The organism is Frigidibacter sp. SD6-1, from assembly GCF_030143255.1.
Lineage (GTDB): Bacteria > Pseudomonadota > Alphaproteobacteria > Rhodobacterales > Rhodobacteraceae > TMP-24.
In genome coordinates this window covers 341,518-364,443 of the sequence record NZ_JARJNR010000004.1, presented here as the reverse complement: position 1 = coordinate 364,443, position 22,926 = coordinate 341,518, and the positions used below count along the sequence as shown (strand labels likewise).

The following is a 22,926-nucleotide window of genomic DNA, read 5'->3' as shown; positions in this document are numbered from 1 at the left end:
GCGCCCCGGACTTGCGCGGCACCGGGGCATCGGTAAAACGGGCGCGATCCGAAGGAAAGGCCATTCATGCCCATCGCCCTCATCATCCTCGCCGCCGGTCAGGGCACGCGGATGAATTCCGACCTGCCCAAGGTCCTGCACAAGGTGGCGGGCGCGCCGCTTCTTCACCATGCGATGCGCACGGGTGCAGCGCTTGATCCCGAATGCACGATCATCGTCACCGGCCATGGCGCCGAGGAGGTCGCGCGCGCGGCGCGCGACTACGACGAGGCTGCCCTCATTGCCCATCAGGCGGAACAGAAAGGCACGGGCCACGCGGTCGCGCAGGCCCTGCCCGGGCTCCAGGGTTTCGACGGCAAGGTCGTGGTCCTCTACGGCGACACGCCCTTCGTCCGGCCCGAGACCCTTCAGGCGATGCTGGAAAGCCCCGCCGATGTGGTGATCCTCGGGTTTCAATCCCGACCCGAAACCCGCTACGGGCGTCTCGTCCTGCGCGAGGGCGACCTCCTCGACCGGATCGTCGAATGGAAGGATGCGAGCGCGGAGGAACGCGCGATCACCCTGATGAACTCGGGCGTCCTCGCCGCTGACGCGATGCTCCTCGCCGATCTCGTCGCGGGCCTGAAGAACGACAACAAGGCCGGTGAATATTACCTGACCGATGTGGTGGGGGCGGCCGTGGCGCGCGGCCTGACCGCCCGCGTCGTCACCTGCCCGGAGGCGGAAACACTGGGCGTCAATTCACGGGCCGATCTTGCCGCCGCCGAAGCCGCCTTCCAATCGACCGCCCGGGCCGAGGCGATGGAGAACGGCGTCACGCTGACCGCGCCCGAAACCGTCTTCTTCGGCTTCGACACGGTGATCGGCCGCGACAGCATCGTCGGCCCGAACGTCATCTTCGGACCCGGCGTCACGGTGGAATCGGAGGCCGAGATCAAGGGTTTCTGCCATCTCGAAGGCTGCCACATCTCGCGCGGCGCCTCGGTCGGCCCCTTCGCCAGGCTCCGCCCCGGCGCGGAACTGGCCGAAGATGTCCACGTGGGCAATTTCGTCGAGATCAAGAACGCCATCCTGGATGAAGGCGTGAAGGTCGGTCACCTGACCTATCTCGGCGACGCCCATGTGGGCGAGCATACCAACATCGGCGCGGGCACCGTCACCTGCAATTACGACGGGGTAATGAAGCATCGCACCGAGATAGGCAAACGCGCCTTCATCGGATCGGACACGATGCTGGTGGCGCCGGTCCGCATCGGCGACGGGGCATTCACTGCCACCGGCTCGGTCATCACCGAGGATGTTCCCGACGGCGCGCTGGCGATCGCCCGCGCCAAGCAGGAAACAAAGGCAGGCCTTGCGGTGCGATTGTTCGAAAAGTTAAAACAGATAAAGGCCGCGAAGGCAAAAGGGGCAGAGTAATGTGCGGAATTGTCGGGGTTCTCGGCAGCCATGAGGTTGCGCCGCTTCTGGTCGAGGCGCTGAAGCGGCTCGAATATCGCGGCTATGACAGTGCGGGGATCGCGACGGTTAACGGCGGACGGCTCGACCGGCGCCGGGCGGTAGGCAAGCTCGTGAACCTCTCCGATCTTCTTGTCCATAAGCCGCTTCCGGGCAAGGCGGGCATCGGCCACACCCGTTGGGCGACGCACGGGCCCGCGACCGAACGCAACGCGCACCCGCACCGCTCGGGCAGCGTCTCGGTCGTCCATAACGGCATCATCGAGAATTTCCGCGAGCTTCGCGAAAAGCTCGCCGCCGAAGGCCTGACACCGGAAACCGACACTGACACCGAAACTGTGGTCATGCTGACGCGCCACCATCTTGACCGGGGCCTTTCGCCGCACGCGGCGGTCCGCGCCACGCTGGCCGAGCTCGACGGCGCCTTCGCGCTTCTGTTCCTCTTCGACGGCGAGGAGGATCTGATGATCGCCGCCCGCAAGGGCTCGCCGCTTGCTGTGGGATACGGCGATGGCGAGATGTTCGTGGGCTCAGACGCCATCGCGCTTGCCCCGATGACCGACCGGATCTGCTATCTGGAGGAGGGCGACCATGCGGTGATAACCCGCGCTGGCGCCGAAATCTATGATGCCGGGGGGCGGCCTGCGAACCGCGAGGTCCAGAAGATCAACCTCGACCAGACGCGGATCGAAAAGGGCGGCTACAAGCATTTCATGGCGAAGGAAATCGCCCAGCAGCCCGCCGTCCTCGGCGATGCGCTCGCCCATTATGTGAAGGGGGCCGCGCTGAACCTGCCCCAGGGCCTCGACTTCGCCGGGCTCGACCGGCTGACGCTTGTGGCCTGCGGCACCGCCTCCTACGCCTGCCTGACCGCGAAATACTGGTTCGAGCAGATCGCGGGCCTCTCTTGCGAGGTCGATATCGCCTCGGAATTCCGCTACCGCGAACCGCCGCTTCCGGCGAAAAGTTTCGCGCTCTTCGTCAGCCAGTCCGGCGAAACCGCCGATACGCTCGCCGCCTTGCGTTACGCGCAGGGCAAGGTCGAGAAGATCGTCGCGGTCATTAACGTTCCCACATCTTCCATCGCGCGCGAAAGCGATGTCGTGCTGCCGATCCTCGCGGGCGTCGAGGTCGGCGTCGCCTCGACCAAGGCCTTCACCTGCCAGCTGCTGGTGCTGTTCCTTCTGGCGCTGAAGGCCGGCCGCGACCGGGGCCGGTTAACCGAGGCAGACCTGAAGGCCCACCTCGCCGACCTTGCCACGTTGCCCGGCCTGATGAACCAGGCACTGGCGCGCGAGGGCGAGATCGCGGCCCTGTCCGAGGCGATCGCCGAGGCGCAGGACGTCCTGTTCCTTGGGCGCGGCGCCATGTTCCCTCTGGCCCTGGAGGGAGCGCTTAAACTGAAAGAAATCAGCTACATACACGCCGAAGGTTATGCATCAGGCGAACTGAAACACGGCCCCATCGCGCTCATTGACAAGGCGGTTCCGGTCATTGTCATGGCACCGCGCGACGCGCTGTTCGAAAAGACCGTGTCGAACATGCAGGAAGTGATGGCGCGGCACGGCAAGGTGCTGTTGATCACCGATGCAAGGGGCGAGAACGAGGCGGGCGACGGCGCCTGGAAGGTGCTGACGCTGCCCACCGTACCGCCGGTCCTCGCGCCGATCCTCTATGCCGTCCCCGCTCAGCTCCTCGCCTATCACACGGCCTGCGCCAAGGGCACCGATGTCGACCAGCCGCGCAACCTGGCGAAATCCGTGACGGTCGAATGACAAAGTCCCGCCGCCTGAGAGAGGATCAGACCCCCGATAGCAAAGGTCGGGACCATCTGGAAACAATTGGTGCCACCATTCAGGAAGATGGAGCCGTCAGGATTTCAGGCGCGTTCATGGGAGCAGCGGTCGAAGAGTTCTTCGGCGATTTCGATCATGAGTTCGGGCTGACCATCCCGGCGGAGAAGGTCGCCGAAGCCTTGGTTGAGATACTTGCGCTTCTGTTTGCCAATCCTGAATTCCACTTCTCCGACTTGGCAAAGCGCCTGGAAGAGGCAGGCTGCGCCAAGGATCGATGGGTTTGGACATGACTCTCGACGAGGCAATTGCCGCCCTGCAGGCCGGGGCGGAACCGGACCGCGCGGAAGGGATGGCGGCCTATCACAAGCAAAGCCGCCCGGTCATCGGCGTGTCGAACCCGGTGCTGAACGATCTCGCCAAGGGCTGGCGGCAGGCACTTTCGGTCGAGGAGCGCGTCACGCTTGCCGATCAGCTGTGGCGAACCGACGTTTTCGAGGCCCGCATTGTCGCCGCGAAACTCCTGACCCAGGCGCGCATCCGGCCCGATGAACAGGTCTGGCGCCTCATCGCCTCATGGGTGCCCGGGTTCGACAGCTGGGCCATCGCCGACCACGCCTGCGACGCGGGCGAGCGGCGGCTCGTCGCAGACCCCTCGCGCATCAACGAGGTCGAAGGCTGGACGCGGCATGAAAGCTTCTGGGTCCGGCGCGCCGCGCTGGTCATCACCCTGCCCTGGACCAAGCAGAACCACCCGACGCAAGAAGACCTCGCGATCCGCGACCGGGTTCTGGGCTGGGCCGCCGCGATGGCCGGTGATCCAGAGTGGTTCATCCAGAAAGCCATCGCCTGGTGGCTGCGCGACCTCTCGAAGCACGACGCCCCCCGCGTCCGCGCTTTCCTCCAAACCCACGGCGGCCGCTTGAAGCGTTTCGCCCGGAAGGAAGCCGGGAAATATCTCTGATCCGGTCGCCCGGCGCCCCTCCTCTTTCACTTTGGTGCAAATATCCCCGCCGGAGGCCCTCCGAGACGGGCGCCGAGGCGCCCGGCGAGAGATAGGCGTGCCGCGGCCATCGGCCGCGGCTCCGCTGGAACCGCCTCCGACCAGAGCACACTTGTGGCCCCCCGCGCCCGGGCCTAAACTCTGCCCATGGCACCGCTCATCGACCCGTTCCAGCGTCCGATCTCCTACCTGCGCGTCTCGGTCACCGACCGCTGCGATTTCCGCTGCACCTATTGCATGGCGGAACATATGCAGTTCCTGCCGAAGAAAGACCTTCTGACGCTCGAGGAGCTTGACCGGCTCTGTTCGACCTTCATCCGGCTTGGCGTCGAGAAACTCAGGATCACCGGCGGCGAGCCGCTGGTGCGCCGTGACATCCTGACCTTCTTCCAGTCGATGTCGCGGCATCTGAAGTCCGGGGCACTCCGCGAACTCACACTCACCACCAACGGCTCGCAGCTTGCCCGGTTCGCGGGCGAGCTGGCGGCTGCAGGCGTCGGCCGCGTGAATGTCTCGCTCGACACGCTCGACGAGGCGAAGTTCGCCGAGATCACCCGCTGGGGTCGCCTGCCGCAGGTGCTCGACGGGATCGCGGCCGCAACGGCGGCGGGCCTGAAGGTCAAGATCAACGCGGTGGCGCTCAAGGGCTTCAACGAGGGCGAGCTTTTCCCGCTTCTCGACTGGTGCGCTGCACAGGGCCATGACCTCACCTTCATCGAGGTCATGCCGATGGGCGAGATGGGCGAGGAGATGCGGCTCGACCAATATTGGCCGCTGAAGGACCTGCGCGCGCGGTTGGCCGAGCGCTTCACGCTTACCGACCTCACCGAGCGCACCGGCGGCCCCGCGCGGTATGTACGGATCGAGGAAACCGGCCAGAAGGTCGGCTTCATCACCCCGCTCACCCATAATTTCTGCGAAAGCTGCAACCGCGTCCGGGTAACCTGCACGGGCGAGCTGTTCATGTGCCTCGGCCAGGAAGACAAGGCCGACCTACGCGCGCCCCTGCGCGCCAGCCCCGACGATGCCGCGCTGGAACAGGCGATCCGCGCCGCGATTGCGGGCAAACCCAGGGGCCATGACTTCGATTATTCCCGCCAGCATGTCGCGGGCCAGATGTCCCGCCACATGAGTCATACCGGCGGGTGATCACGCCGATTAGAACCGCGCGCGCCCCGAGATATCGAGACCGACTTTGCTGTTCTTTCCAGCCTTAGCGCCGGTGTCACGGCAGGTTGCCTTGGCGGCGGAGAGATCGGCATTGCTCTTCAGTTGCGTGAAGAAGGTAAGGTCCTTCAGGATCGGCTTTCCATCCAGCGTCACCTTTGCCTTGCGCATCAGGTCGCGTGTCTGCGTCTTGTTCGAAACGTTGACATATTTGCCTGCACCGCACACGGCGAGTTGGCCATCGTGCTCGATGACGAGCCACCGGAATTCGTAGCCCTTGCCCTGCGTCTGCCAACCGACCTCGTCCACCCAGAAGTCACCGTCGACCGGTATGGCAAAATCCGCAGCCGCGGCGGTCGACGCAAAGGCCATAGCCAGGGCGGTACCAAGAAACAGAAGACGCATCAGTATTACCCCAAAGTTGATTCTCAAAGCGGCGGAAGCAACTTGAGGTAAGCACGCAATGCGCGCGATGTCACGCCGCAGGCATCCGTGTTTCCACCATGCCCGCATACCAGCTCGATCCGAACGGAATGACGTCATCGTCGAAATTATAGGCCGGGTGGTGGACCATCGCCGTATCGCCGTTGCCGACGAATATATAGGCGCCGGGGCGTTCGAGAAGCATGAAGGAAAAATCCTCGGCCCCCATCAGGGGCGCGGTGTCGGTATCGACATGGCCGGAAACCGCCTTGGCGACCTCGGCGGCATAGTCGGTATTCTCGGGTGTGTTCATCGTCACCGGATAGCCGCGGACATAGTTCACCTCGGCTTTCGCACCCAATGCGAGCGCGGTGCCTTCGGCGATCTCGCCGACCCGGCGTTCGACAAAATCCTGAACGGCCGGGTCCATGGTACGGACGGTGCCCTTCAGCTTCACCACCTGCGGGATGACGTTGTGCGCGGTCGAATCCGTCTCGACCGTGCAGATGGACACCACGACCTGCTTCATCGGATCGACATTGCGCGCGGCGATCGTCTGCATGGCCACGATGATATGGGCGGCAACCACGGTCGTATCGATACAGTCATGGGGCTTGGCCGCATGGCCGCCCTTGCCCGTCACGGTAATGTCGAACTGGTCGGCCGAGGCCATCATCGCGCCGGGGCGGATGGCGAAGTGCCCGACCGGGATGCCGGGCATGTTGTGCATCCCGTAGACCTCCTGAATGCCCCAGCGGTCCATCATCCCGTCGGCGCACATCTCGCGCCCGCCGCCGCCGCCCTCTTCGGCTGGCTGGAAGATCACCACGGCGGTGCCATCGAAGTTGCGGGTCTCGGCGAGGTACTTGGCAGCACCCAGCAGCATTGCCGTATGGCCGTCATGCCCGCAGGCATGCATCTTGCCGGGCACTTTCGAGGCATAGGGCAAGCCGGTCTGCTCCTTGATCGGCAGCGCATCCATGTCGGCACGCAAGCCGATGACCCGACCGTTGTTGTCGGTCTTGCCCTTGATCACACCAACGACCCCGGTGCGGCCGATCCCCTCGACAACCTCGTCGCAGCCGAAGTCGCGCAGAAGCCCCGCGACCTTGGCCGCCGTCCGGTGGACGTCGAACAGAAGTTCGGGATTTTCGTGGATGTCGCGGCGCCATCCGGTGATTTCGGGCAGAAGCTCTGCGAAACGGTTCTTGACGGGCATGGGTGATCTCCTCTCGCGCCGGAGGTTCTGCCGTTTCGCGGCCGCGTTCAAGGCTCAGAGTGACGGGCCGAGGGTGATTTTTGATCCGGCGGTAAAGCGCGAGAGGCGGAAGCGCGACAGGTCGTGGCCCGGGTCGCGGCCCATCACGAGGTCCGCCGTCACCCGGCCGACACCGGGGCCGATGCCGAAGCCATGGCCGGAGAGGCCGCACAGCACCGTGAGGCCCGGTAGCGCCGCCACATGGTCGATGACCGGCACGACATCGGGCATGAGGTCGATCATGCCCGCCCAGGCGGCAGCGATGGCGGGTTTGCCGATCGTCGGGAACGCAGCGGCGAACCGGGTGCGAACATTCTCGATGAAGCGCGGATTGGGCGCGGGGCTAAGGATGCGCATCCGCTCGAACGGGCTTTCGCTGCCCGCGTCCCAGCGGCGCGGCGTCAGCCAGTGATCCGGGTAGTGGCGCGGCAAAGCGGCATGGAGCCGGGTTGAGCGCCAGTCTTTCCTAAGCACCTGAAGATATGCGCCAAGATGGCGGAAGGCGTCAGGCCCCAGCGCGAAATCATGCATGGCCCCGGGGGTCAGCGTCAGCCCGCCGTCCTGCCGCTTGCGGAAGGCGAAATGGCTGTCGGCGCTTGCCGTCTCCTGCGGGAAGTCCAGGGGTACGGTCGCCGTCACGGTGGCACGCACCGCCAGTTGCGGCAGGCTGACGCCATGGGCGCGAAGGAAGAGCGAAGACCAGGCGCCGCCCGCCAGCACAACGCGGTCGGCCCGCACCCTGCCCTTCTCGGTCACCACGCCCGCGACCTGTCCGCCCTTAAGATCGAGCGCGCGTACCGCGCAATTCTCGTGCAGCGACAAGCCGCGCGCCGCCAGCATCGACGCGAGCACAGGCACCGCGACCCAGGGCTCGGCGCGCGCGTCTGACGGAGTGAGAAGCCCGCCGACCCAACCGGCGGCGTTCGGCAGATGCGCATCCAGCTCTGCCTTCGTCAGAAGCCGCGTGTCGAGGCCATGGGCACGGGCATGCGCCATCCAGTCCTCGAAATCCGTCATATCCTCGGGCCGGTTGGCGATATAGAGCACACCTGCCTGACGGAAACCCAGATCGGCGCCTGCCTCTGCCTCAAGCCCGCGCCAGATACGCTCGGCCTCGATCATGATCGGCAGTTCCGCCGGATCACGGCCCTGTTTGCGGATCCAGCCCCAGTTGCGCGACGACTGCTCGCCCGCGATCCGGCCCTTCTCGCACAGGACGACCCTCTGCCCGGCCTTTTGCAGAAACCATGCGGTCATCACGCCCGCGATGCCGCCGCCGATCACCACCACATCGGCAGCCTCCGGCAGGAGGCCGGTGAAGCGGGCGGGCTGGTCGAGCGAGATCGGAAAGGCTCTCATGCCGCAAGCTGCGCAACGAGCCGCTCGATGAAGGCAAGCCCGGCCTGAAACTCGCTTGTCTCGATATATTCGTCGGGCTGATGGGCCTGCGCGATATCCCCCGGCCCGCAGACCACCGCCGAATAGCCCGCATTCTGGAAATGGCCCGCCTCCGTCCCGTAGCTGACCACATGCAGGCCGTTGTCGCCGGTCAGCGCCCGCGCGAGCCGCTCGGCGGCGCCGTCCGCTTCGGGCACCAGGGGCGGCACCTCGAAATAGCGCTGAAGCGAGATAGCGGACTCGCGCCGGACCGCCTGCATGTCCGCCGCGATACCGGCGGCGGCGGCTTCGAAGGCCGAAAGATGGTCCGCGATCCGCTCGCCCGGCACCACGCGGACATCGACGCCCAGACGGCAATCGGCAGCGGTGATGTTATGGGCGGTCCCGCCCGCGATCTGCCCGACATGCCAGCTGGTCCAGGGCGGATCGAAGGGTGCAGCGACTGGTCCGGGCGCCGCCGCGCTTGCCTGCGCGTTTCGCGCATTCACCCATTCGATCAGCCGCCCCGCCTCCAATATGGCGCTGACACCGCGATGCATGATCGAGGAATGCACCTCGAACCCCTTCACATGCACATGATAGCCCGCGCCGCCCTTGTGGCCGGTCACGACCTTCATCCGCGTCGGCTCTCCCACGATGACGGCGGCAGCGCGGGGCAGGACCTTGGCCATCTCCTCGACCATGCCGACACAGCCGGTGCAGCCCCGCTCCTCGTCGTACGAGATCGCGAGTTGCAGGGGGCGGCGAACCCCGGCCGCGGTCGCCATCGGCACCGCCGCGAGCATGAGCGCGACGAAGCCCTTCATGTCGCAGGTGCCGCGACCGTAAAGGCGCCCGTCGCGTTCGCTTACTGTCCAGGGGTCGGTGGTCCAGCGCTGGCCATCGACCGGCACGACATCGGAATGGCCCGACAGCACGACACCGCCCGCGACCTCCGGCCCGACCGACGCATAGAGGTTCGCTTTCGTCCGATCTTCATTCCAGACGCGGTGCGCGCGGATGCCATGGTCCGCGAGATAGGCCTCCACCCAGTCGATCAGCGCCAGATTGCTGTCGCGGCTCACGGTGGGAAAGGCGACCAGCCGTTCCAGAATCGATCTTGCCTGATCCGGTTGCGTCATCATGCCCTTCCTGTCTTTTCTTGCAGCTTAGCGCGCGCATCGCGCGCCGAAACCAGTCATCATGCAGCAAATGATCGTCACTTTGCCCGGAATCCCTTTGCGGAACCATGCAACTTTTGGCTGTTGCCCCTTGGCGGAAAATGGCTAACACTTCGACACAGACCGGAAAAAACCGGCGCACAAAGTCCGACTGGGGAGTCGTCCATGCCCGACGGGGCCGAGCCTGTCCTTGACGTCAAGGGCCTGAGAACTGTTTTCCAGACCCGCAGCGGCGAAATCCATGCCGTGAATGACGTGAGCTTCGATCTGAAGCCCGGCGAACTGCTGGGAGTGGTGGGCGAAAGCGGATCGGGCAAGTCGGTCACGATGATGTCGCTGCTTGGCCTTCTGCCCTCGCCGCCTGCGGACATCCGCGGCGGAGAGGTGCTTTTCGCAGGCTCGGACCTTCTGAAATGCGCGCCGGACCATCTGCAAGCGGTGCGCGGCGCCGGGATCGGCTTCATCTTTCAGGATCCGATGACCTCGCTCAATCCGGTCTTCACAGTGGGCTACCAGATCATGGAGCCCTTGCGCCGCCATATGGGCATGGACAAGGCGCAAGCCCGCCAGAGAGCACAGGAACTGCTTGAACTCGTTGGCATTCCCGATGCCGCTCGGCGATTGAAGGACTTTCCCCACCAGTTCTCCGGCGGGATGCGGCAGCGGGTGATGATCGCCATCGCGCTTGCCTGCGACCCCAAGGTGCTGATCGCCGACGAACCGACGACCGCGCTCGACGTGACGATCCAGGCGCAGATCCTCGAACTGGTGCGCGATCTGCGCCAGAAGCTCGGGATGGCCATCGTCTGGATCACCCATGACCTGGGCGTCATCGCCGGGATCGCCGACCGGGTTCTGGTGATGTACGGCGGCCAGATCGTCGAACAGGGGCCGGTGGGCGCGGTGTTCCGCGATCCGCAGCATCCCTATACGCGCGCGCTGCTGACGACGGTTCCGGCCATTCGCGGCGAACGGACGGCGAAGCTCAATGTCATCGAAGGCCAGCCGCCGATCATGAAGGCCGTACCCGCCGCCTGTGCCTTCCGCGACCGCTGCACCATGGCCTTCGACCGCTGCGGCCGGGAAAATCCGCGCCGTATCGCCGTGTCGCCCGGCCATGATGTCGCCTGCTTCTGGGACCCCAAGACCGGAGGCGCCCGCCATGTTTGACGCTGCGCCGCGCAAGCTGGTGGAGGTCAAGGGCCTCAAGATGTATTTCCCGATCACCGCCGGGATCTTCCGTCGCAAGGTGGGCGACGTGAAGGCGGTGGATGATGTGAGCTTTGATATCCTTGAGGGCGAGACCCTGGGCCTCGTCGGCGAAAGCGGCTGCGGGAAATCGACCTGCGGGCGCGCGATCCTCAGGCTTTACGATCCGACCGAGGGCGAGGTCTGGATCGGCGGCGAGAATATCGCCATGGCCGAAGCGGCCGACCTGCGCCGCCTCAGGCCCGCGATGCAGATGGTCTTTCAGGACCCGCAGGCGAGCCTCAATCCGCGTATGACGGTGGCCGACATCATCGGCGAGCCGCTTGAGGAACATACGAAACTGACGCGCGACGAGAAACTGGCCCGGGTCTACGAACTGATGGACGCCGTGGGTCTGAACCGCGCCTTCGCCAACCGCTATCCGCACGCCTTCTCGGGCGGTCAGCGCCAGCGGATCGGCATCGCGCGGGCGCTGGCGCTGAACCCCAAGTTCATCGTCTGCGACGAACCGATCGCCGCGCTGGACGTCTCGATCCAGGCGCAGGTGGTCAACCTCTTGGAGGAATTGCAGGACAAGTTCGGGCTGACCTACCTTTTCATCAGCCACGACCTGTCCATGGTCCGCCATATCGCCGACCGGGTGGCGGTGATGTATCTCGGCCGGATCGTCGAGCTGGCGCCGCGCGATCAGCTTTTCGACAGGCCGCTGCATCCCTATACTGAGGCGCTTCTTTCCGCAGTGCCCGAGGCCGATCCCGAAACCGAGGCGAACCGTCAGCGGATCATCCTCAAGGGCGATGTGCCCTCGCCCGCGAACCCGCCCAAGGGCTGCAATTTCTGCACGCGCTGTCCGAAGGTCTTTGACCTCTGCCAGCGCGTGAAACCCGTGCTGCGAGAAATCGAGCCGGGCCGCCATGTGGCCTGCCACCTCTACGAGACACAGAAAGAGACCGCCCGCGCCGGGGCGGCACCCGAGGCCAGAAAGAGCACCCAACAAGGAGAGCAACATGAAACTTAGATCAGCCCTGATGGGCGCCGCCGCCTTCACCGCCCTGGCTTCGGCCGCCTGGGCGGAACGCGGTGCCGATGGCCATGTCAACGTTCTTTACTGGCAGGCGCCGTCGATCCTGAACCCCTATCTGTCCTCCGGCACCAAGGACGTCGAGAGCGCCTCGCTGATCCTCGAAGGGATGGCGGGCTTCAACGAGAAGGGCGAAGTGTTCGCGCGCCTCGCCGAAAGCGTGCCGACGGTGGAAAATGGCGGCGTCTCTGCCGACCTGACCCAGATCACCTGGAAGCTGAAGTCCGGACTTCTCTGGTCGGACGGTACGCCTGTGACCTCGGCCGACGCGGCCTTCACCTACGAATATTGCAAGCATCCCGAAGGCGGCTGCGCCCAGGCGGCGCGCTATGAGGGGATCAAGTCGATCGAGACGCCCGACGATCTGACCGTCATCATCACCTTCGATGCGCCGAAGCCTAATCCTTACCAGGCGTTCGTCGGCGGCACGTCGCCCATCATCCAGAAAGCGCAGTTCCAGAACTGCCTCGGCGCGGCGGCCTCGACCTGCACCGACCAGAACTTCGGCCCGATCGGCACCGGCCCGTTCCGCGTGACAGAGTTCAAGACCAACGACACCGTGTCGCTGGAAGCCAACCCCAACTACCGTGATGCGACCAAGCCCGCCTTCGCCACGATGACCATCAAGGGCGGCGGCGACGCGGAAGCGGCGGCGCGCGCGGTGATGGAGACCGGCGAGTTCGACTATGCCTGGAACACCCAGATCAACCCGGACCTGCAGGCGCAGATGATCGCGGCCGGCAAGGGTACGCTTCTGAACGGTTTCGGCACGCTCGTCGAGCGGATCGAGATGAACATGACCGATCCCTCGCCCGACCTGCCCGAGGGCGAGCGTTCGACCCCCAAGCATCCGCATCCGTTCCTGAGCGACATCCGGGTTCGCAAGGCGCTGTCGATGGCAATCGACCGGCAGGTGCTGGTTGATGTGGGTTACGGCAATGCCGGTCGCGCGACCTGCAACCTCGTTCCTGCACCGGAACTCTATGCTTCCGACAATACCGACTGCCTCCAGCAGGACATGGAAGGCGCCAAGGCGCTGCTCGATGAAGCAGGTTGGACCGACAGCGACGGCGACGGCGTCCGTGACAAGGACGGCAAGAAACTCTCGGTCCTCTACCAGACCTCGACGAACCCGGTCCGCCAGGACTTCCAGGCGCTGATCAAGGGCTGGTGGAACGAGGTTGGCGTGGAAGTGGAACTGAAGAACATCGACGCCTCTGTGTACTTCGGCGGCGATGCCGGTTCGCCTGACACGTTCCAGAAGTTCTATGCCGACGTCGAAATGTACGCCAACAACTTCGACGGCACCGACCCCGAGCCCTATCTGGCGCAGTATCTCTGCGACAAGATCCCCGGCCCGGACAACCAGTGGCAGGGCGAGAACATCAACCGCTTCTGCGACCCGGCCTATGACGCGCTGGTGAAGGAGCTCGCGACCACGGCCGACATGGCCAAGCGCGGCGAGATCGCCAAGAAGCTGAACGACATGCTGACCAAGGACAGCTACACCGTTGTCGCGCTCGTCGACCGCGGCCGTCTGTCGGCAGCGTCGAACACGCTGGGCGGCGTGGTTCTCAACACCTGGGACACCGAACTGTGGAATGCCCAGGACTGGTTCCGCGTGAAGTGATCTGATCCCGCGCGGCCCCGGCACCCGTCCGGGGCCGCGCCCCTTTCCAGACTGCTGATCAAAGGCGTCCTCAGATGCTCACCTACATCATCAGGCGACTTCTCCTCGCCATTCCGACGCTTCTGCTCATCAGTCTCGTCATCTTCTTTCTTGTCGATCTCGCGCCCGGCAGCCCGGCCTCGGAAATTCCGCTGACGGTCCCGGCCGAAGTGCGCGCCAAGATCCTCGAAAGCATGGGGGTGAACGACCCGGTCTATGTGCGTTATCTTCTGTGGCTGAAACAGTTCGTCTGGGTCGAACCGCTGAACCTTTTCGACCACTGGTTCGGCACCACCTATGCTGAGGGCCAGCAGCGCATCATCAGCTACCAGACCCGCGGGCCGGTCTTTGATATCATAGGCCAGCGCATTCCCCAGACGCTGACGGTGATCGGTACCGCCTATCTGGTCGGCGTCCTGATCGCCATTCCGATCGGCATCTATTCCGCCTACCGGCAATATTCCTGGTTCGACCAGGCCGGGACTTTCGTGGCCATGGTCGGCTTTTCGGTGCCGACCTTCTTCACCGGTGTCCTCTTGATCGTGATCTTCGCGGTGAAGCTGCAATGGTTCCCCTCGATCTACGACACAACGCTGAAAGTCACCGACTGGGCGAGCTTCATGAAACAGGTCAAGCAGATGGTGATGCCGGTTACGGTGCTGGCGCTCTTCAATGCTGCAACGCTCAGCCGCTACATGCGCTCGTCGATGCTGGAAAACCTCGGGCAGGATTACGTCCGCACCGCGCGCGCCAAGGGCATGTCGGAGCGGACGGTCGTGCTGCGCCACGTCCTGCGTAATTCGCTTATCCCGGTCGTCACCGTGATCGCGCTTGGCATTCCCGGCATCTTCGGCGGCGCGATCATCACCGAGCAGGTCTTCAAGATCAACGGACTCGGTGCCGCACTGATCGGCGCGATCCATGCCAATGACCTGCCGACGGTGCAGACGCTCGCCTTCATCTTCGCGGTGCTGATCGTCACCTTCAACCTGATCGCCGATGCTCTGTACGGCCTTCTCGACCCGAGGATCCGCTATGCGTGACACGGCAGGAACCCAAGCGAAACCCGTCCGGATGGAGCGGCCCCGCAGCCAGTGGCGCGATGTCTGGGATCAGTTCAAGACCCACAAGGGCGCGCTGGTCGGCATGACGGTACTGGCCCTTCTCGTGGCCTTCGTGGTCATCGGGCCCTTCGTCTGGCACGAAGAGAAACTGACGACCACACAGACCTATCTCAACAAGAACAAGCCACCGTCGCTGACCTATCCGCTCGGCACCGATCACCTCGGGCGCGATTTCTTCCTGCGCATGATGGAGGGCGGCCGGGTCTCGATCGCTGTCGGGCTTGTCGCGATGACGATCTCGATCTTCATCGGCACCACCGTCGGCATGCTTTCAGGTTTCTTCAAGCGGCTCGACGGGCCGCTGATGCGGCTGACCGACCTCTTCCTCTCTCTGCCGCTCTTGCCGCTGCTCCTCGTCATGGTGATGCTCTTCCGCGATGCGCTGGCGCGGATCTTCGGGCCCGAGCTTGGTACGTTCGTCCTGATCGTGATCGCGATCGGCGTCACGAGCTGGATGCCTGCCGCACGCATCGTGCGCGGCGAGGTGCTGGCGCTCAAGGAGCGGGAGTTCGTTCTGGCCGCCCGGTCTCTGGGCACGCCGAACCGGCGGCTGATCCTGCGCCATGTGCTGCCGAATGTCGTCTCGCCGGTCATGGTGGCCGCGACCCTCGACATTGCCAGCGCGATCATCACGGAAAGCGCGCTCTCCTTCCTCGGCCTCGGCTTTCCACCTGATTTCCCGACCTGGGGGCGGCTGCTTTTCGACGGGCTGAGCTATATGCAGCAATATCCCGAGCGGGTGATCTGGCCGGGCCTTGCGATCTCGCTCACCGTGCTCGCCGTGAATTATATCGGCGACGGCCTGAGGGACGCGCTCGATCCCCGTATCCGCGGACGGTAATTTCGTCCGGGCTACGCCCGGCCGACCCGTGCGAGAGGGGCGCTGCCCCTCTCGCGCTCTCCCCGGGATATTTGAAAACGAAAGAGATCAGTGCATGCCCCGCCGGATGCGGCGGATCAGGAGCCAGACCGCGCCGAGTATGACCGGTACGAGGGCGGCGGTGAGTGCGCTCTTTGGCCAATGCAGCGCGTCTGCCAGCGGCAGAAGCGCATAGGTGGCCAGACTGACCGCATAATAGCTGATCGCCACGACTGACAGCCCCTCGACAGTATGCTGGAGCCTGAGAGCCAGATCGGCGCGGCGGTCCATGCTTTCGAGAAGCTTCTGGTTCTGGGCCGAGCGTTCGACATCGACGCGGGTCGACAGAAGCTCGCCCGCCCGTTCGGCGCGCTCGGCCATCTGTTCCAGCCGATGCTCGGCCGACTTCACCGTCCGCATCGCCGGGTCGTAGCGGCGGCGCATGAATTCGCCGAAGGTCTGGCGGCCCATGAAACGTGTCTCGCGCAGGACGTCGATGCGCTGGTTGACGATCGCCTCATAGGCCCCGGTCGCGCCGAAGCGGAAAGAGTGGCGGGTGGCGAGGCTTTCCAGTTCCGCCGACAGTTCGAGAAGCTCGTGCAAGGTCGCCTCCGCCGCCCGGTGATCGTCGGGGAGCGCCGCAACGACGGACGAAAGTTGCGGATCGAGCGCGTTCAGCCGTCCGGTCAGCTCGCGCGCCCGGCCAAGGCCGAGCATCGACATGGCGCGGTAGGTCTCGATCTCGCACAGGCGCTGGACGATCCGGCCCACGCGGCGCGCGCCGGTGCCGGGCCGCACGAAGACCGCAAAGCGCATGAGCCCGGCCGGGTCGATCTGGAAGTCGCCCGCGATGATCGCGGCCTCGTCGAGCACCCAGGAGGCGGCGAGGCTTTCGGGGACGAACCAGTCCTCGAGCTTCGCCACCGCCTGTTCCATATCCTCGGGCAGTGGCTCGACCCGCACCAGAACAGCGGCGATGCGCTTTCCCGGCGCGGCACGAAGCCAGTCAGGCGGAAAGACCTCCGCATCGCGCGGATCGAAGGGCCGGTCGCCGAGGCCAGGCTCGAAGGCGGAATAGGTCACGAACTCGGTATGGCTTTCCCATTTCAGCACATGCCGTCCGATCTCGGCCGAATGATGGGTGGCACCGGGCGCCGGATGGGCGGCGCCATGGCGCGCGAGAAGCGCGCGGAGATGGCCGAGATCGCGGTCGCGGTCGCGATTCGCGGCCTCGATGGGCTCCTTCACCGCGAGATAGACCGCCTGGCAGGGCACGGTCAGCGAGGGAAAGGGCCGCGCATGCAGCTCGTTCACAAGGGCGTAGCGCTGTGGGTGGTCGTCGATCATCGCATGTTTCTCCCGCGCGGCGACAATAGCGCGGGCGCCGGGGATTTCAGCAGCGCGATGGGCACACCGCCGTATACTTGCAAAGCTGCAACGGGTGAGCGCTATCGCGGCGCGAGGAGCAGCGCGAGGAGCGCCCCGCTACCCGCGACCGCGAAGGTCGCGGCCGGGCCGGCCTGGTACCAGAGAGCTCCGGCTGCCGCATTTGCGACAAGCGTCGCGAGCCCGCCCGCGAGATTGAAGAGGCCGAAGGCGGTGCCGCGCATCTCCGGCGGGGCGCTGCGGGCGACGAGCGCCGCGAGCAGCCCCTGGCTCAGCCCCATATGCAGCCCCCAGAGCGCGACACCGAGAAAGACCGCGGGAAGGCCGCCACCAAAGGCGAAGAGGCTGTGTGCCCCCGCCAGCGTCAGGATCGACAGTCTGAGAAGACCGGAGGCCCCGATCCGGTCCGAGACTAAGCCCACCGGCCAGGCTGTGGCGCCATGGACAAGCTTCAGCACCCCAAAGACCGCGGGCGCCCAAAGCGCCGCAAGCCCCGCATCCGCCGCCTTCAGGATCAGGAACGCGTCGGATATCCGCGCAAGGGCCAGCACCGCACCGAAGAGCGTCACGCGGAGGAAGGCCGGGCGGAGCGCCCGCAGTTCCGCCCGACCGAACCGAGGCGGCGTGGGCGCTTGCGCCGCAGGGCGGGCTGGCTCTCGCACGAAGACCCACAGGATCGCTACCGCGACGAGCGCGGAGAGCGCCGCTGCCCAGAACACGCGACGAATATCCCCCTGCCAGAGCCACATGAGGCCGATCGCCAGAAGCGGCCCGGCGAAGGCGCCCACCGTATCCATCGACGGGCGCAGGCCATAGGCTTCGCCCCGGCGCTCCTCTGGCAAGAGGTCGGCCACCAGCGCGTCCCGGGCGGGCGCCGCGGGTCCCGTTGCCGACCCGATCGGCAAGGCGCGCGCCCAGTACAATGCCTGCGCCGGTCGCCAATGCGAAGACGGGCTTCGTCAGCATCGCCAGCCCGTAACCGGCGATGAGCAGCGGCTTCCGCCGCCCCATCCTGTCGGACCAGGCGCCCGAAAGGACCTTCACGGCCTGCGCGAGCCCCTCGCCCGCCTCCTCGATCATCCCGACCGCAAGGGCGGTCGCGCCGAGTGTGCCGGTGAGGAACAAGGGCAGAAGCGCATGGATCATCTCGGACGAGATATCCATGAAGAGGCTCACGAACCCCAGCGCCAGCACCCCGCCCGGCAACCTCGCCCGGATCCGTTCCCCCTGCCCGCGCGCTCGCACAGAACCATATCGGCGCGGCGCGGTCGACCAGAGAGTTTGCGGCTCAGCTCAGGTTCGTCGCGAAGAAATCGAGCGTGCGCGACCAGGCAAGCTCCGCCGCCGCCTGATCGTAGCGCGGCGTCGTGTCGTTGTGGAACCCGTGATTCACGCCCTCATAGATATGGGCGGTGTAACGCTTGCCGCTGGCCTTCAATGCCGCCTCATAGTCCGGCCAGCCTGCGTTGATGCGTTCATCAAGACCCGCGTAATGCAAAAGGAGCGGCGCTTCTATCTTCGGCACGTCGGCTGTCGCGGGCTGGCGGCCATAGAAGGGGACCGAAGCCGCGAGGTCGGCATAGGCGACGGCCAGCGCATTGCAGACGCCGCCGCCGTAGCAGAAGCCCACCGCGCCGACCTTGCCGGTCGAACCGTCATGACCGCGCAGAAACTCGAAGGCGGCGAAGAAGTCGGCCATCAGCTTCGCCGGGTCGAGCGTCGATTGCATCTCGCGCCCCTGATCGTCAGTGCCGGGATAGCCGCCGAGCGGCGAGAGCCCGTCGGGGCCGAAAGCGAGATAGCCCGCCTTGGCAGTGCGACGCACAACATCCTCGATATAGGGATTTAGGCCGCGGTTCTCGTGCACGACCAGCACGGCGGGCAGCCTGCCCGCGGCGCCCGCGGGTTTCGCCATCAGCCCGCTGATCCGGCCGTTGCCCTCGGGGCTGTCATAGGCGACGCGGGCCGTCTCGATCGCCGGATCGTCAGGGGCGACCTGCGCCGCCAAAGCATAGTTGGGCTGCAGCTGGGCGAGGATCGCCGCCCCGGTGACCCCGGCGGCGGCATATTTGCCCGCCTGTTCGATGAAGGCGCGTTTGGTCATGCGGCCATGCACATAGCCGTCGAAAATCTCAAGGATACGCGGGTCGAAATCCTTGGCGCTCTTGCGGGCGCCCGGGTGGTCCGGTCGGTTCATGACATCCTCCCTTGGCTGCGAAGCCGGAAGGATAGCGCAGAACCGGGATGGGGTCGCACACAAAAAAGTGACCCCGCCACATAGGGCGGGGTCTCGCTTGTTTCGCCCGGAATGCCGGTCAGTCGATCATCGGCAGCAGGCCGTCGAGGCTCTTCTTCGCGTCGCCGTAGAACATCCGCGTGTTTTCCTTGTAGAAGAGCGGGTTCTCGATCCCGGAATAGCCGGTCCCCTGCCCGCGCTTCGAGACGAACACCTGCTTGGCCTTCCAGCATTCCAGCACCGGCATGCCGGCGATGGGCGAGTTCGGGTCTTCCTGCGCCGCGGGGTTCACGATGTCGTTCGAGCCGATGACGATGGCCACGTCGGTTTGGGGGAAGTCCTCGTTGATCTCGTCCATCTCCAGCACGATGTCGTAGGGCACCTTCGCTTCGGCCAGAAGCACGTTCATGTGGCCGGGAAGACGGCCCGCGACCGGATGGATGGCGAAGCGGACGTTCTTGCCCTTGGCGCGGAGCTTCCGGGTCAGCTCGCTGACCGACTGCTGTGCCTGCGCCACCGCCATCCCGTAGCCCGGGATGATGATGACGCTGTCTGCCTCGTTCAGCGCCGCCGCCACGCCCTCGGCGTCGATGGCGATCTGTTCGCCCGTCACTTCCATCTGCGGACCGGCGGTATTGCCGAAGCCGCCGAGGATCACGCTGATGAAGGACCGGTTCATCGCCTTGCACATGATGTAGCTGAGGATCGCACCCGACGAACCCACCAGCGCGCCGACGACGATCAGCAGATCGTTCGAGAGCGAGAAACCGATCGCCGCCGCCGCCCAGCCCGAATAGCTGTTCAGCATCGAGACGACGACCGGCATGTCCGCCCCGCCGATCCCCATGATCAGGTGATAGCCGATGAAGAGCGCGGCGAGCGTCATCAGGACGAGCGGCAGGAGGCCACCGGTGCTGAAGTACCAGATGAGGCAGACGACGGAGAGGACCGCCGCCGCGATGTTCAGAAGGTGACCCCCCGGCAGTTTTTTCGCCTTGCCGTCCACCTTGCCCGCCAGCTTGCCATAGGCAATGACCGAGCCGGTGAAGGTCACCGCCCCGATGAAGATTCCAAGGAACAGTTCCACGCGCAGGATCGACAGCTCGACCGGGGCCTTGTGCGCCAGAACCGCGCCAAAGCCGGTCAGCGCGGCGCGCGCCGCCTCGTCCAGTCCGCCGACATGGGCGGCCTCGATATGCGCATTGTAGCCGATGAAGACGGCGGCAAGACCGACGAGCGAGTGCATCGCCGCGACAAGCTGCGGCATCTCGGTCATCTGGACGCGCTGCGCGACGATCCAGCCGAGGACACCGCCGCCCGCGACAAGGATCAGCGAAAGCCACCAGAGGCCCGCGCCGGGGCCATAAAGTGTGGCGAGAACCGCGAGCGCCATGCCCGCGATCCCGTACCAGACCGCGCGCTTGGCGCTTTCCTGTCCCGACAGCCCGCCGAGCGAGAGGATGAAGAGCACCGCCGCGACGACATAGGCGGAAGTGGTGAAACCATAGTCCATTGCTGATCCCGCCCCTTACGATTTCTGGAACATGGCGAGCATGCGCCGTGTGACCATGAAGCCACCGAAGATGTTGATCCCGGCCATGAAGACCGAGAGCGCGGCCAGCACGATCACAAGGGACGATCCCGACCCGATCTGCATCAGCGCGCCGAGGATGATGATCGAAGAGATCGCGTTCGTCACCGCCATCAGCGGCGTGTGCAGCGAATGCGAGACATTCCAGATGACCTGGAAGCCCACAAAGACGGAAAGCACGAACACGATGAAGTGCGACATGAAGCTTGCGGGCGCGTACAGCCCTGCGAGCAGCATCAGCGCCCCGCCGACGGCCAGAAGCGTCACCTGGCTGCGGGTCTGGGCCTTGAAGGCGGCCACTTCCTGTGCGCGGCGTTCTTCTGGCGTCAGTTCCTTTGCCTTCTCCTTCGGCTTCTGCGCGGCGATCGCCTGGATCTTCGGCGGCGGCGGCGGGAAGGTGATGGCGCCCTTGTGCGTCACCGTTGCGCCGCGGATCACGTCGTCGTCCATATTGTGGTTGACGACGCCGTCCTTGGCCGGCGTGAGGTCGGTCATCATATGGCGGATGTTGGTGGAATAGAGCGTCGAGGCCTGCGCGGCCATGCGGCTGGGGAAATCGGTATAGCCGACGATGGTGACGCCATTGGGCGTCACGATCTTTTCGTCCTTCACCGTCAACTCGCAATTGCCGCCACGCTCGGCGGCAAGGTCGACGATGACGGAACCCGGCTTCATCGCCTCGACCATGTCCCTGGTCCACAGGACCGGCGCGTCGCGGCCCGGGATGAGCGCGGTCGAGATCACGATGTCCATCTCTGGCGCCAGTTCGCGGAACTTCTTCAGCTGCGCTTCGCGGAACTCGGGCGACGAGGGCGCGGCATAGCCACCGGTCGCAGCACCATCCTGGGTCTGGTCGGCGAAGTCGAGATAGACGAATTCCGCACCCATCGATTCGATCTGTTCGGCCACTTCCGGACGCACGTCGAAGGCATAGGTGATGGCGCCAAGGCTCGTGGACGTGCCGATCGCGGCAAGCCCCGCCACGCCGGCGCCAATGATCAGGACCTTGGCAGGCGGCACCTTGCCCGCCGCCGTCACCTGGCCGGTGAAGAAGCGGCCAAAGTTGTTGCCCGCCTCGATCACCGCGCGGTAGCCTGCGATGTTGGCCATCGACGACAGAGCATCCATCTTCTGCGCCCGGCTGATGCGCGGCACCATATCCATGGCGATGACGGTTGCGCCCTGCTTGTTGGCAAGTTCCAGCAATTCCTTGCTTTGCGCCGGATAGAAGAAGGAGATGAGCGTTTGCCCCTCGGTCAGCCGCTTGGTCTCCGCCTCGGTCGGCGGGCGGACCTTTGCGACCACATCGACCGACTTGAAGAGCGCAGCCGCGGTCTTGACCACATTCACCCCGGCCGCCTCATAGGCCGCGTCCGAGAAACCGGCGGCCTGCCCGGCGCCGGTCTCGACATAGCATTCGTGACCAAGCTTCTTCAGTTGCAAGGCAGAATCGGGCGTCATCGCCACCCGGTTCTCGCCCGCGAAAATCTCTTTCGGTGCGCCGATCTTCACCCCGTCCCTCCCGTATTATTTTACCATTTGGTAAAAATATGCGCGACTACGCATGGCAAAGCAAGAATCTTTCCCGCCTCGCTGCGTTGCGGCAATATACGGGAACCTGCGCCTAAATCCAGCGCCGGGTTGCCTCCTGATAGCGGAAATAATCCTCGCCGAAGACGCGCGCCAGCCGCGCCTCCTCGGGTTCGATGAAACGCCGTGATATCAAGCGCATGAAGGACGGCACCAGCGGCAGCGCGATCCAGGCGCCCCAGCTGACGAAGAGGCCGGTCAGAAAGATCGCATCTGCCAGATAGATCGGATTGCGGCTCAGGCTGAACAGACCGCGCGTCACGAGGCGGGTCGGGTTGCGGTGGGGAATCACCGTCGTTCCGGCCTGCATCATCTGCAGCGCGGCCAGCGTGAGCATCGCGAGCGCAACGATGACGATCAGCGCACCGAACTGCGGCGCGAACGGCAGTTGCAGCGGCAGGACAGAGCCAAGCGCGCCGCCGAGCATGGCGAAGCCCGCAAGCCAGACAGGCGGATAATCAACTTCACGAAAAACCATTCAAGCACTCCGGTGCGCACGACAACTCTGCCGCGAGATTCCG

20 protein-coding genes are annotated in these 22,926 nt (G+C 65.1%); 10 read left to right on the top strand and 10 right to left on the bottom strand.

Annotation, left to right across the window (positions count from 1 at the left end):
• Positions 1-66 precede the first annotated feature (66 nt).
• The 5 genes from glmU to moaA all read left to right on the top strand — a co-directional run bounded on the left by glmU (position 67) and on the right by moaA (position 5,403).
• Positions 67-1,419 (top strand): bifunctional UDP-N-acetylglucosamine diphosphorylase/glucosamine-1-phosphate N-acetyltransferase GlmU, encoded by a 1,353-nt coding sequence (gene glmU, locus P0645_RS10100; RefSeq protein WP_284164441.1) that lies wholly within the window; start codon positions 67-69, stop codon positions 1,417-1,419.
• On the top strand, positions 1,419-3,233 hold the full coding sequence (gene glmS / locus P0645_RS10095) for a glutamine--fructose-6-phosphate transaminase (isomerizing) (RefSeq protein ID WP_284164440.1): 1,815 nt from the start codon (positions 1,419-1,421) through the stop codon (positions 3,231-3,233). Before glmU ends, glmS begins: the two co-directional genes overlap by 1 nt.
• Positions 3,230-3,544, top strand: a complete 315-nt coding sequence (locus P0645_RS10090) for a hypothetical protein (RefSeq protein WP_284164439.1) — start codon at positions 3,230-3,232, stop codon at positions 3,542-3,544. Before glmS ends, P0645_RS10090 begins: the two co-directional genes overlap by 4 nt.
• The gene (locus P0645_RS10085; RefSeq protein WP_284164477.1) at positions 3,541-4,215 is read left to right on the top strand and encodes a DNA alkylation repair protein; all 675 of its coding nucleotides are present in this window, start codon (positions 3,541-3,543) and stop codon (positions 4,213-4,215) included. The genes P0645_RS10090 and P0645_RS10085 overlap by 4 nt, the downstream gene beginning before the upstream one ends.
• Before the next feature lie 186 nt (positions 4,216-4,401).
• Positions 4,402-5,403, top strand: a complete 1,002-nt coding sequence (gene moaA / locus P0645_RS10080; protein ID WP_284164438.1) for a GTP 3',8-cyclase MoaA — start codon at positions 4,402-4,404, stop codon at positions 5,401-5,403.
• A gap of 9 nt (positions 5,404-5,412) precedes the next feature.
• Here moaA and P0645_RS10075 read toward each other — a convergent pair whose 3' ends face one another.
• From P0645_RS10075 to argE, 4 genes are all read right to left on the bottom strand, one after another.
• On the bottom strand, positions 5,413-5,826 hold the full coding sequence (locus P0645_RS10075) for a hypothetical protein (protein ID WP_284164437.1): 414 nt from the start codon (positions 5,824-5,826) through the stop codon (positions 5,413-5,415).
• Positions 5,827-5,896: 70 nt separating this feature from the next.
• Entirely contained in the window at positions 5,897-7,063 is a 1,167-nt protein-coding gene (locus tag P0645_RS10070) for a M20 aminoacylase family protein (protein WP_284164436.1), read from the bottom strand.
• A gap of 54 nt (positions 7,064-7,117) precedes the next feature.
• Positions 7,118-8,461 carry an NAD(P)/FAD-dependent oxidoreductase gene (locus tag P0645_RS10065; RefSeq protein ID WP_284164435.1) on the bottom strand — a complete coding sequence of 448 codons (1,344 nt, stop codon included), beginning with the start codon at positions 8,459-8,461 and terminating at the stop codon, positions 7,118-7,120.
• A complete protein-coding gene (argE, locus tag P0645_RS10060) occupies positions 8,458-9,621 on the bottom strand; it encodes an acetylornithine deacetylase (protein WP_284164434.1) in 1,164 nt (387 codons plus the stop codon). The genes P0645_RS10065 and argE overlap by 4 nt, the downstream gene beginning before the upstream one ends.
• Positions 9,622-9,825: 204 nt before the next feature.
• Between argE and P0645_RS10055 the strand changes: the two genes are divergently transcribed.
• The 5 genes from P0645_RS10055 (at position 9,826) to P0645_RS10035 (ending at position 15,584) form a co-directional block, all read left to right on the top strand.
• Positions 9,826-10,830 carry an ABC transporter ATP-binding protein gene (locus P0645_RS10055; RefSeq protein WP_284164433.1) on the top strand — a complete coding sequence of 335 codons (1,005 nt, stop codon included), beginning with the start codon at positions 9,826-9,828 and terminating at the stop codon, positions 10,828-10,830.
• Positions 10,823-11,887 carry an ABC transporter ATP-binding protein gene (locus P0645_RS10050; RefSeq protein WP_284164432.1) on the top strand — a complete coding sequence of 355 codons (1,065 nt, stop codon included), beginning with the start codon at positions 10,823-10,825 and terminating at the stop codon, positions 11,885-11,887. Before P0645_RS10055 ends, P0645_RS10050 begins: the two co-directional genes overlap by 8 nt.
• Positions 11,877-13,580 carry a peptide ABC transporter substrate-binding protein gene (locus tag P0645_RS10045; protein WP_284164431.1) on the top strand — a complete coding sequence of 568 codons (1,704 nt, stop codon included), beginning with the start codon at positions 11,877-11,879 and terminating at the stop codon, positions 13,578-13,580. The genes P0645_RS10050 and P0645_RS10045 overlap by 11 nt, the downstream gene beginning before the upstream one ends.
• A gap of 74 nt (positions 13,581-13,654) precedes the next feature.
• Positions 13,655-14,662, top strand: a complete 1,008-nt coding sequence (locus tag P0645_RS10040) for an ABC transporter permease (protein ID WP_284164430.1) — start codon at positions 13,655-13,657, stop codon at positions 14,660-14,662.
• On the top strand, positions 14,655-15,584 hold the full coding sequence (locus P0645_RS10035; RefSeq protein ID WP_284164429.1) for an ABC transporter permease: 930 nt from the start codon (positions 14,655-14,657) through the stop codon (positions 15,582-15,584). Before P0645_RS10040 ends, P0645_RS10035 begins: the two co-directional genes overlap by 8 nt.
• 87 nt (positions 15,585-15,671) lie before the next feature.
• Here the strand turns inward: P0645_RS10035 and P0645_RS10030 are convergent, their stop codons facing one another.
• The 6 genes from P0645_RS10030 to P0645_RS10005 all read right to left on the bottom strand — a co-directional run bounded on the left by P0645_RS10030 (position 15,672) and on the right by P0645_RS10005 (position 22,883).
• Positions 15,672-16,949 (bottom strand): DUF3422 family protein, encoded by a 1,278-nt coding sequence (locus tag P0645_RS10030; protein ID WP_284164428.1) that lies wholly within the window; start codon positions 16,947-16,949, stop codon positions 15,672-15,674.
• Positions 16,950-17,050: 101 nt separating this feature from the next.
• Positions 17,051-17,893 (bottom strand): MFS transporter, encoded by an 843-nt coding sequence (locus tag P0645_RS10025; protein ID WP_284164476.1) that lies wholly within the window; start codon positions 17,891-17,893, stop codon positions 17,051-17,053.
• A gap of 383 nt (positions 17,894-18,276) precedes the next feature.
• Positions 18,277-19,185: a YghX family hydrolase gene (yghX, locus tag P0645_RS10020; protein ID WP_284164427.1), complete on the bottom strand. Its 909-nt coding sequence runs from the start codon at positions 19,183-19,185 to the stop codon at positions 18,277-18,279.
• A gap of 118 nt (positions 19,186-19,303) precedes the next feature.
• Entirely contained in the window at positions 19,304-20,737 is a 1,434-nt protein-coding gene (locus P0645_RS10015; protein ID WP_284164426.1) for an NAD(P)(+) transhydrogenase (Re/Si-specific) subunit beta, read from the bottom strand.
• A 15-nt stretch (positions 20,738-20,752) separates the two neighbouring features.
• On the bottom strand, positions 20,753-22,327 hold the full coding sequence (locus tag P0645_RS10010) for a Re/Si-specific NAD(P)(+) transhydrogenase subunit alpha (RefSeq protein ID WP_284164425.1): 1,575 nt from the start codon (positions 22,325-22,327) through the stop codon (positions 20,753-20,755).
• 112 nt (positions 22,328-22,439) lie between these two features.
• Positions 22,440-22,883 (bottom strand): methyltransferase family protein, encoded by a 444-nt coding sequence (locus P0645_RS10005; RefSeq protein WP_284164424.1) that lies wholly within the window; start codon positions 22,881-22,883, stop codon positions 22,440-22,442.
• Positions 22,884-22,926 lie beyond the last annotated feature (43 nt).

Excerpts from the sequence above, each read along its gene's own strand:
- P0645_RS10065 (WP_284164435.1), bottom strand. The coding sequence starts at position 8,461 with ATGAGAGCCTTTCCGATCTCGCTCGACCAGCCCGCCCGCTTCACCGGC.
- P0645_RS10055 (WP_284164433.1), top strand. The coding sequence starts at position 9,826 with ATGCCCGACGGGGCCGAGCCTGTCCTTGACGTCAAGGGCCTGAGAACT.
- moaA (WP_284164438.1), top strand. The coding sequence starts at position 4,402 with ATGGCACCGCTCATCGACCCGTTCCAGCGTCCGATCTCCTACCTGCGC.
- P0645_RS10050 (WP_284164432.1), top strand. The coding sequence starts at position 10,823 with ATGTTTGACGCTGCGCCGCGCAAGCTGGTGGAGGTCAAGGGCCTCAAG.
- P0645_RS10075 (WP_284164437.1), bottom strand. The coding sequence starts at position 5,826 with ATGCGTCTTCTGTTTCTTGGTACCGCCCTGGCTATGGCCTTTGCGTCG.
- P0645_RS10090 (WP_284164439.1), top strand. The coding sequence starts at position 3,230 with ATGACAAAGTCCCGCCGCCTGAGAGAGGATCAGACCCCCGATAGCAAA.
- P0645_RS10015 (WP_284164426.1), bottom strand. The coding sequence starts at position 20,737 with ATGGACTATGGTTTCACCACTTCCGCCTATGTCGTCGCGGCGGTGCTC.
- yghX (WP_284164427.1), bottom strand. The coding sequence starts at position 19,185 with ATGAACCGACCGGACCACCCGGGCGCCCGCAAGAGCGCCAAGGATTTC.
- P0645_RS10005 (WP_284164424.1), bottom strand. The coding sequence starts at position 22,883 with ATGGTTTTTCGTGAAGTTGATTATCCGCCTGTCTGGCTTGCGGGCTTC.
- P0645_RS10035 (WP_284164429.1), top strand. The coding sequence starts at position 14,655 with ATGCGTGACACGGCAGGAACCCAAGCGAAACCCGTCCGGATGGAGCGG.
- P0645_RS10085 (WP_284164477.1), top strand. The coding sequence starts at position 3,541 with ATGACTCTCGACGAGGCAATTGCCGCCCTGCAGGCCGGGGCGGAACCG.
- P0645_RS10030 (WP_284164428.1), bottom strand. The coding sequence starts at position 16,949 with ATGATCGACGACCACCCACAGCGCTACGCCCTTGTGAACGAGCTGCAT.
- glmU (WP_284164441.1), top strand. The coding sequence starts at position 67 with ATGCCCATCGCCCTCATCATCCTCGCCGCCGGTCAGGGCACGCGGATG.
- P0645_RS10045 (WP_284164431.1), top strand. The coding sequence starts at position 11,877 with ATGAAACTTAGATCAGCCCTGATGGGCGCCGCCGCCTTCACCGCCCTG.
- argE (WP_284164434.1), bottom strand. The coding sequence starts at position 9,621 with ATGACGCAACCGGATCAGGCAAGATCGATTCTGGAACGGCTGGTCGCC.
- glmS (WP_284164440.1), top strand. The coding sequence starts at position 1,419 with ATGTGCGGAATTGTCGGGGTTCTCGGCAGCCATGAGGTTGCGCCGCTT.
- P0645_RS10040 (WP_284164430.1), top strand. The coding sequence starts at position 13,655 with ATGCTCACCTACATCATCAGGCGACTTCTCCTCGCCATTCCGACGCTT.
- P0645_RS10070 (WP_284164436.1), bottom strand. The coding sequence starts at position 7,063 with ATGCCCGTCAAGAACCGTTTCGCAGAGCTTCTGCCCGAAATCACCGGA.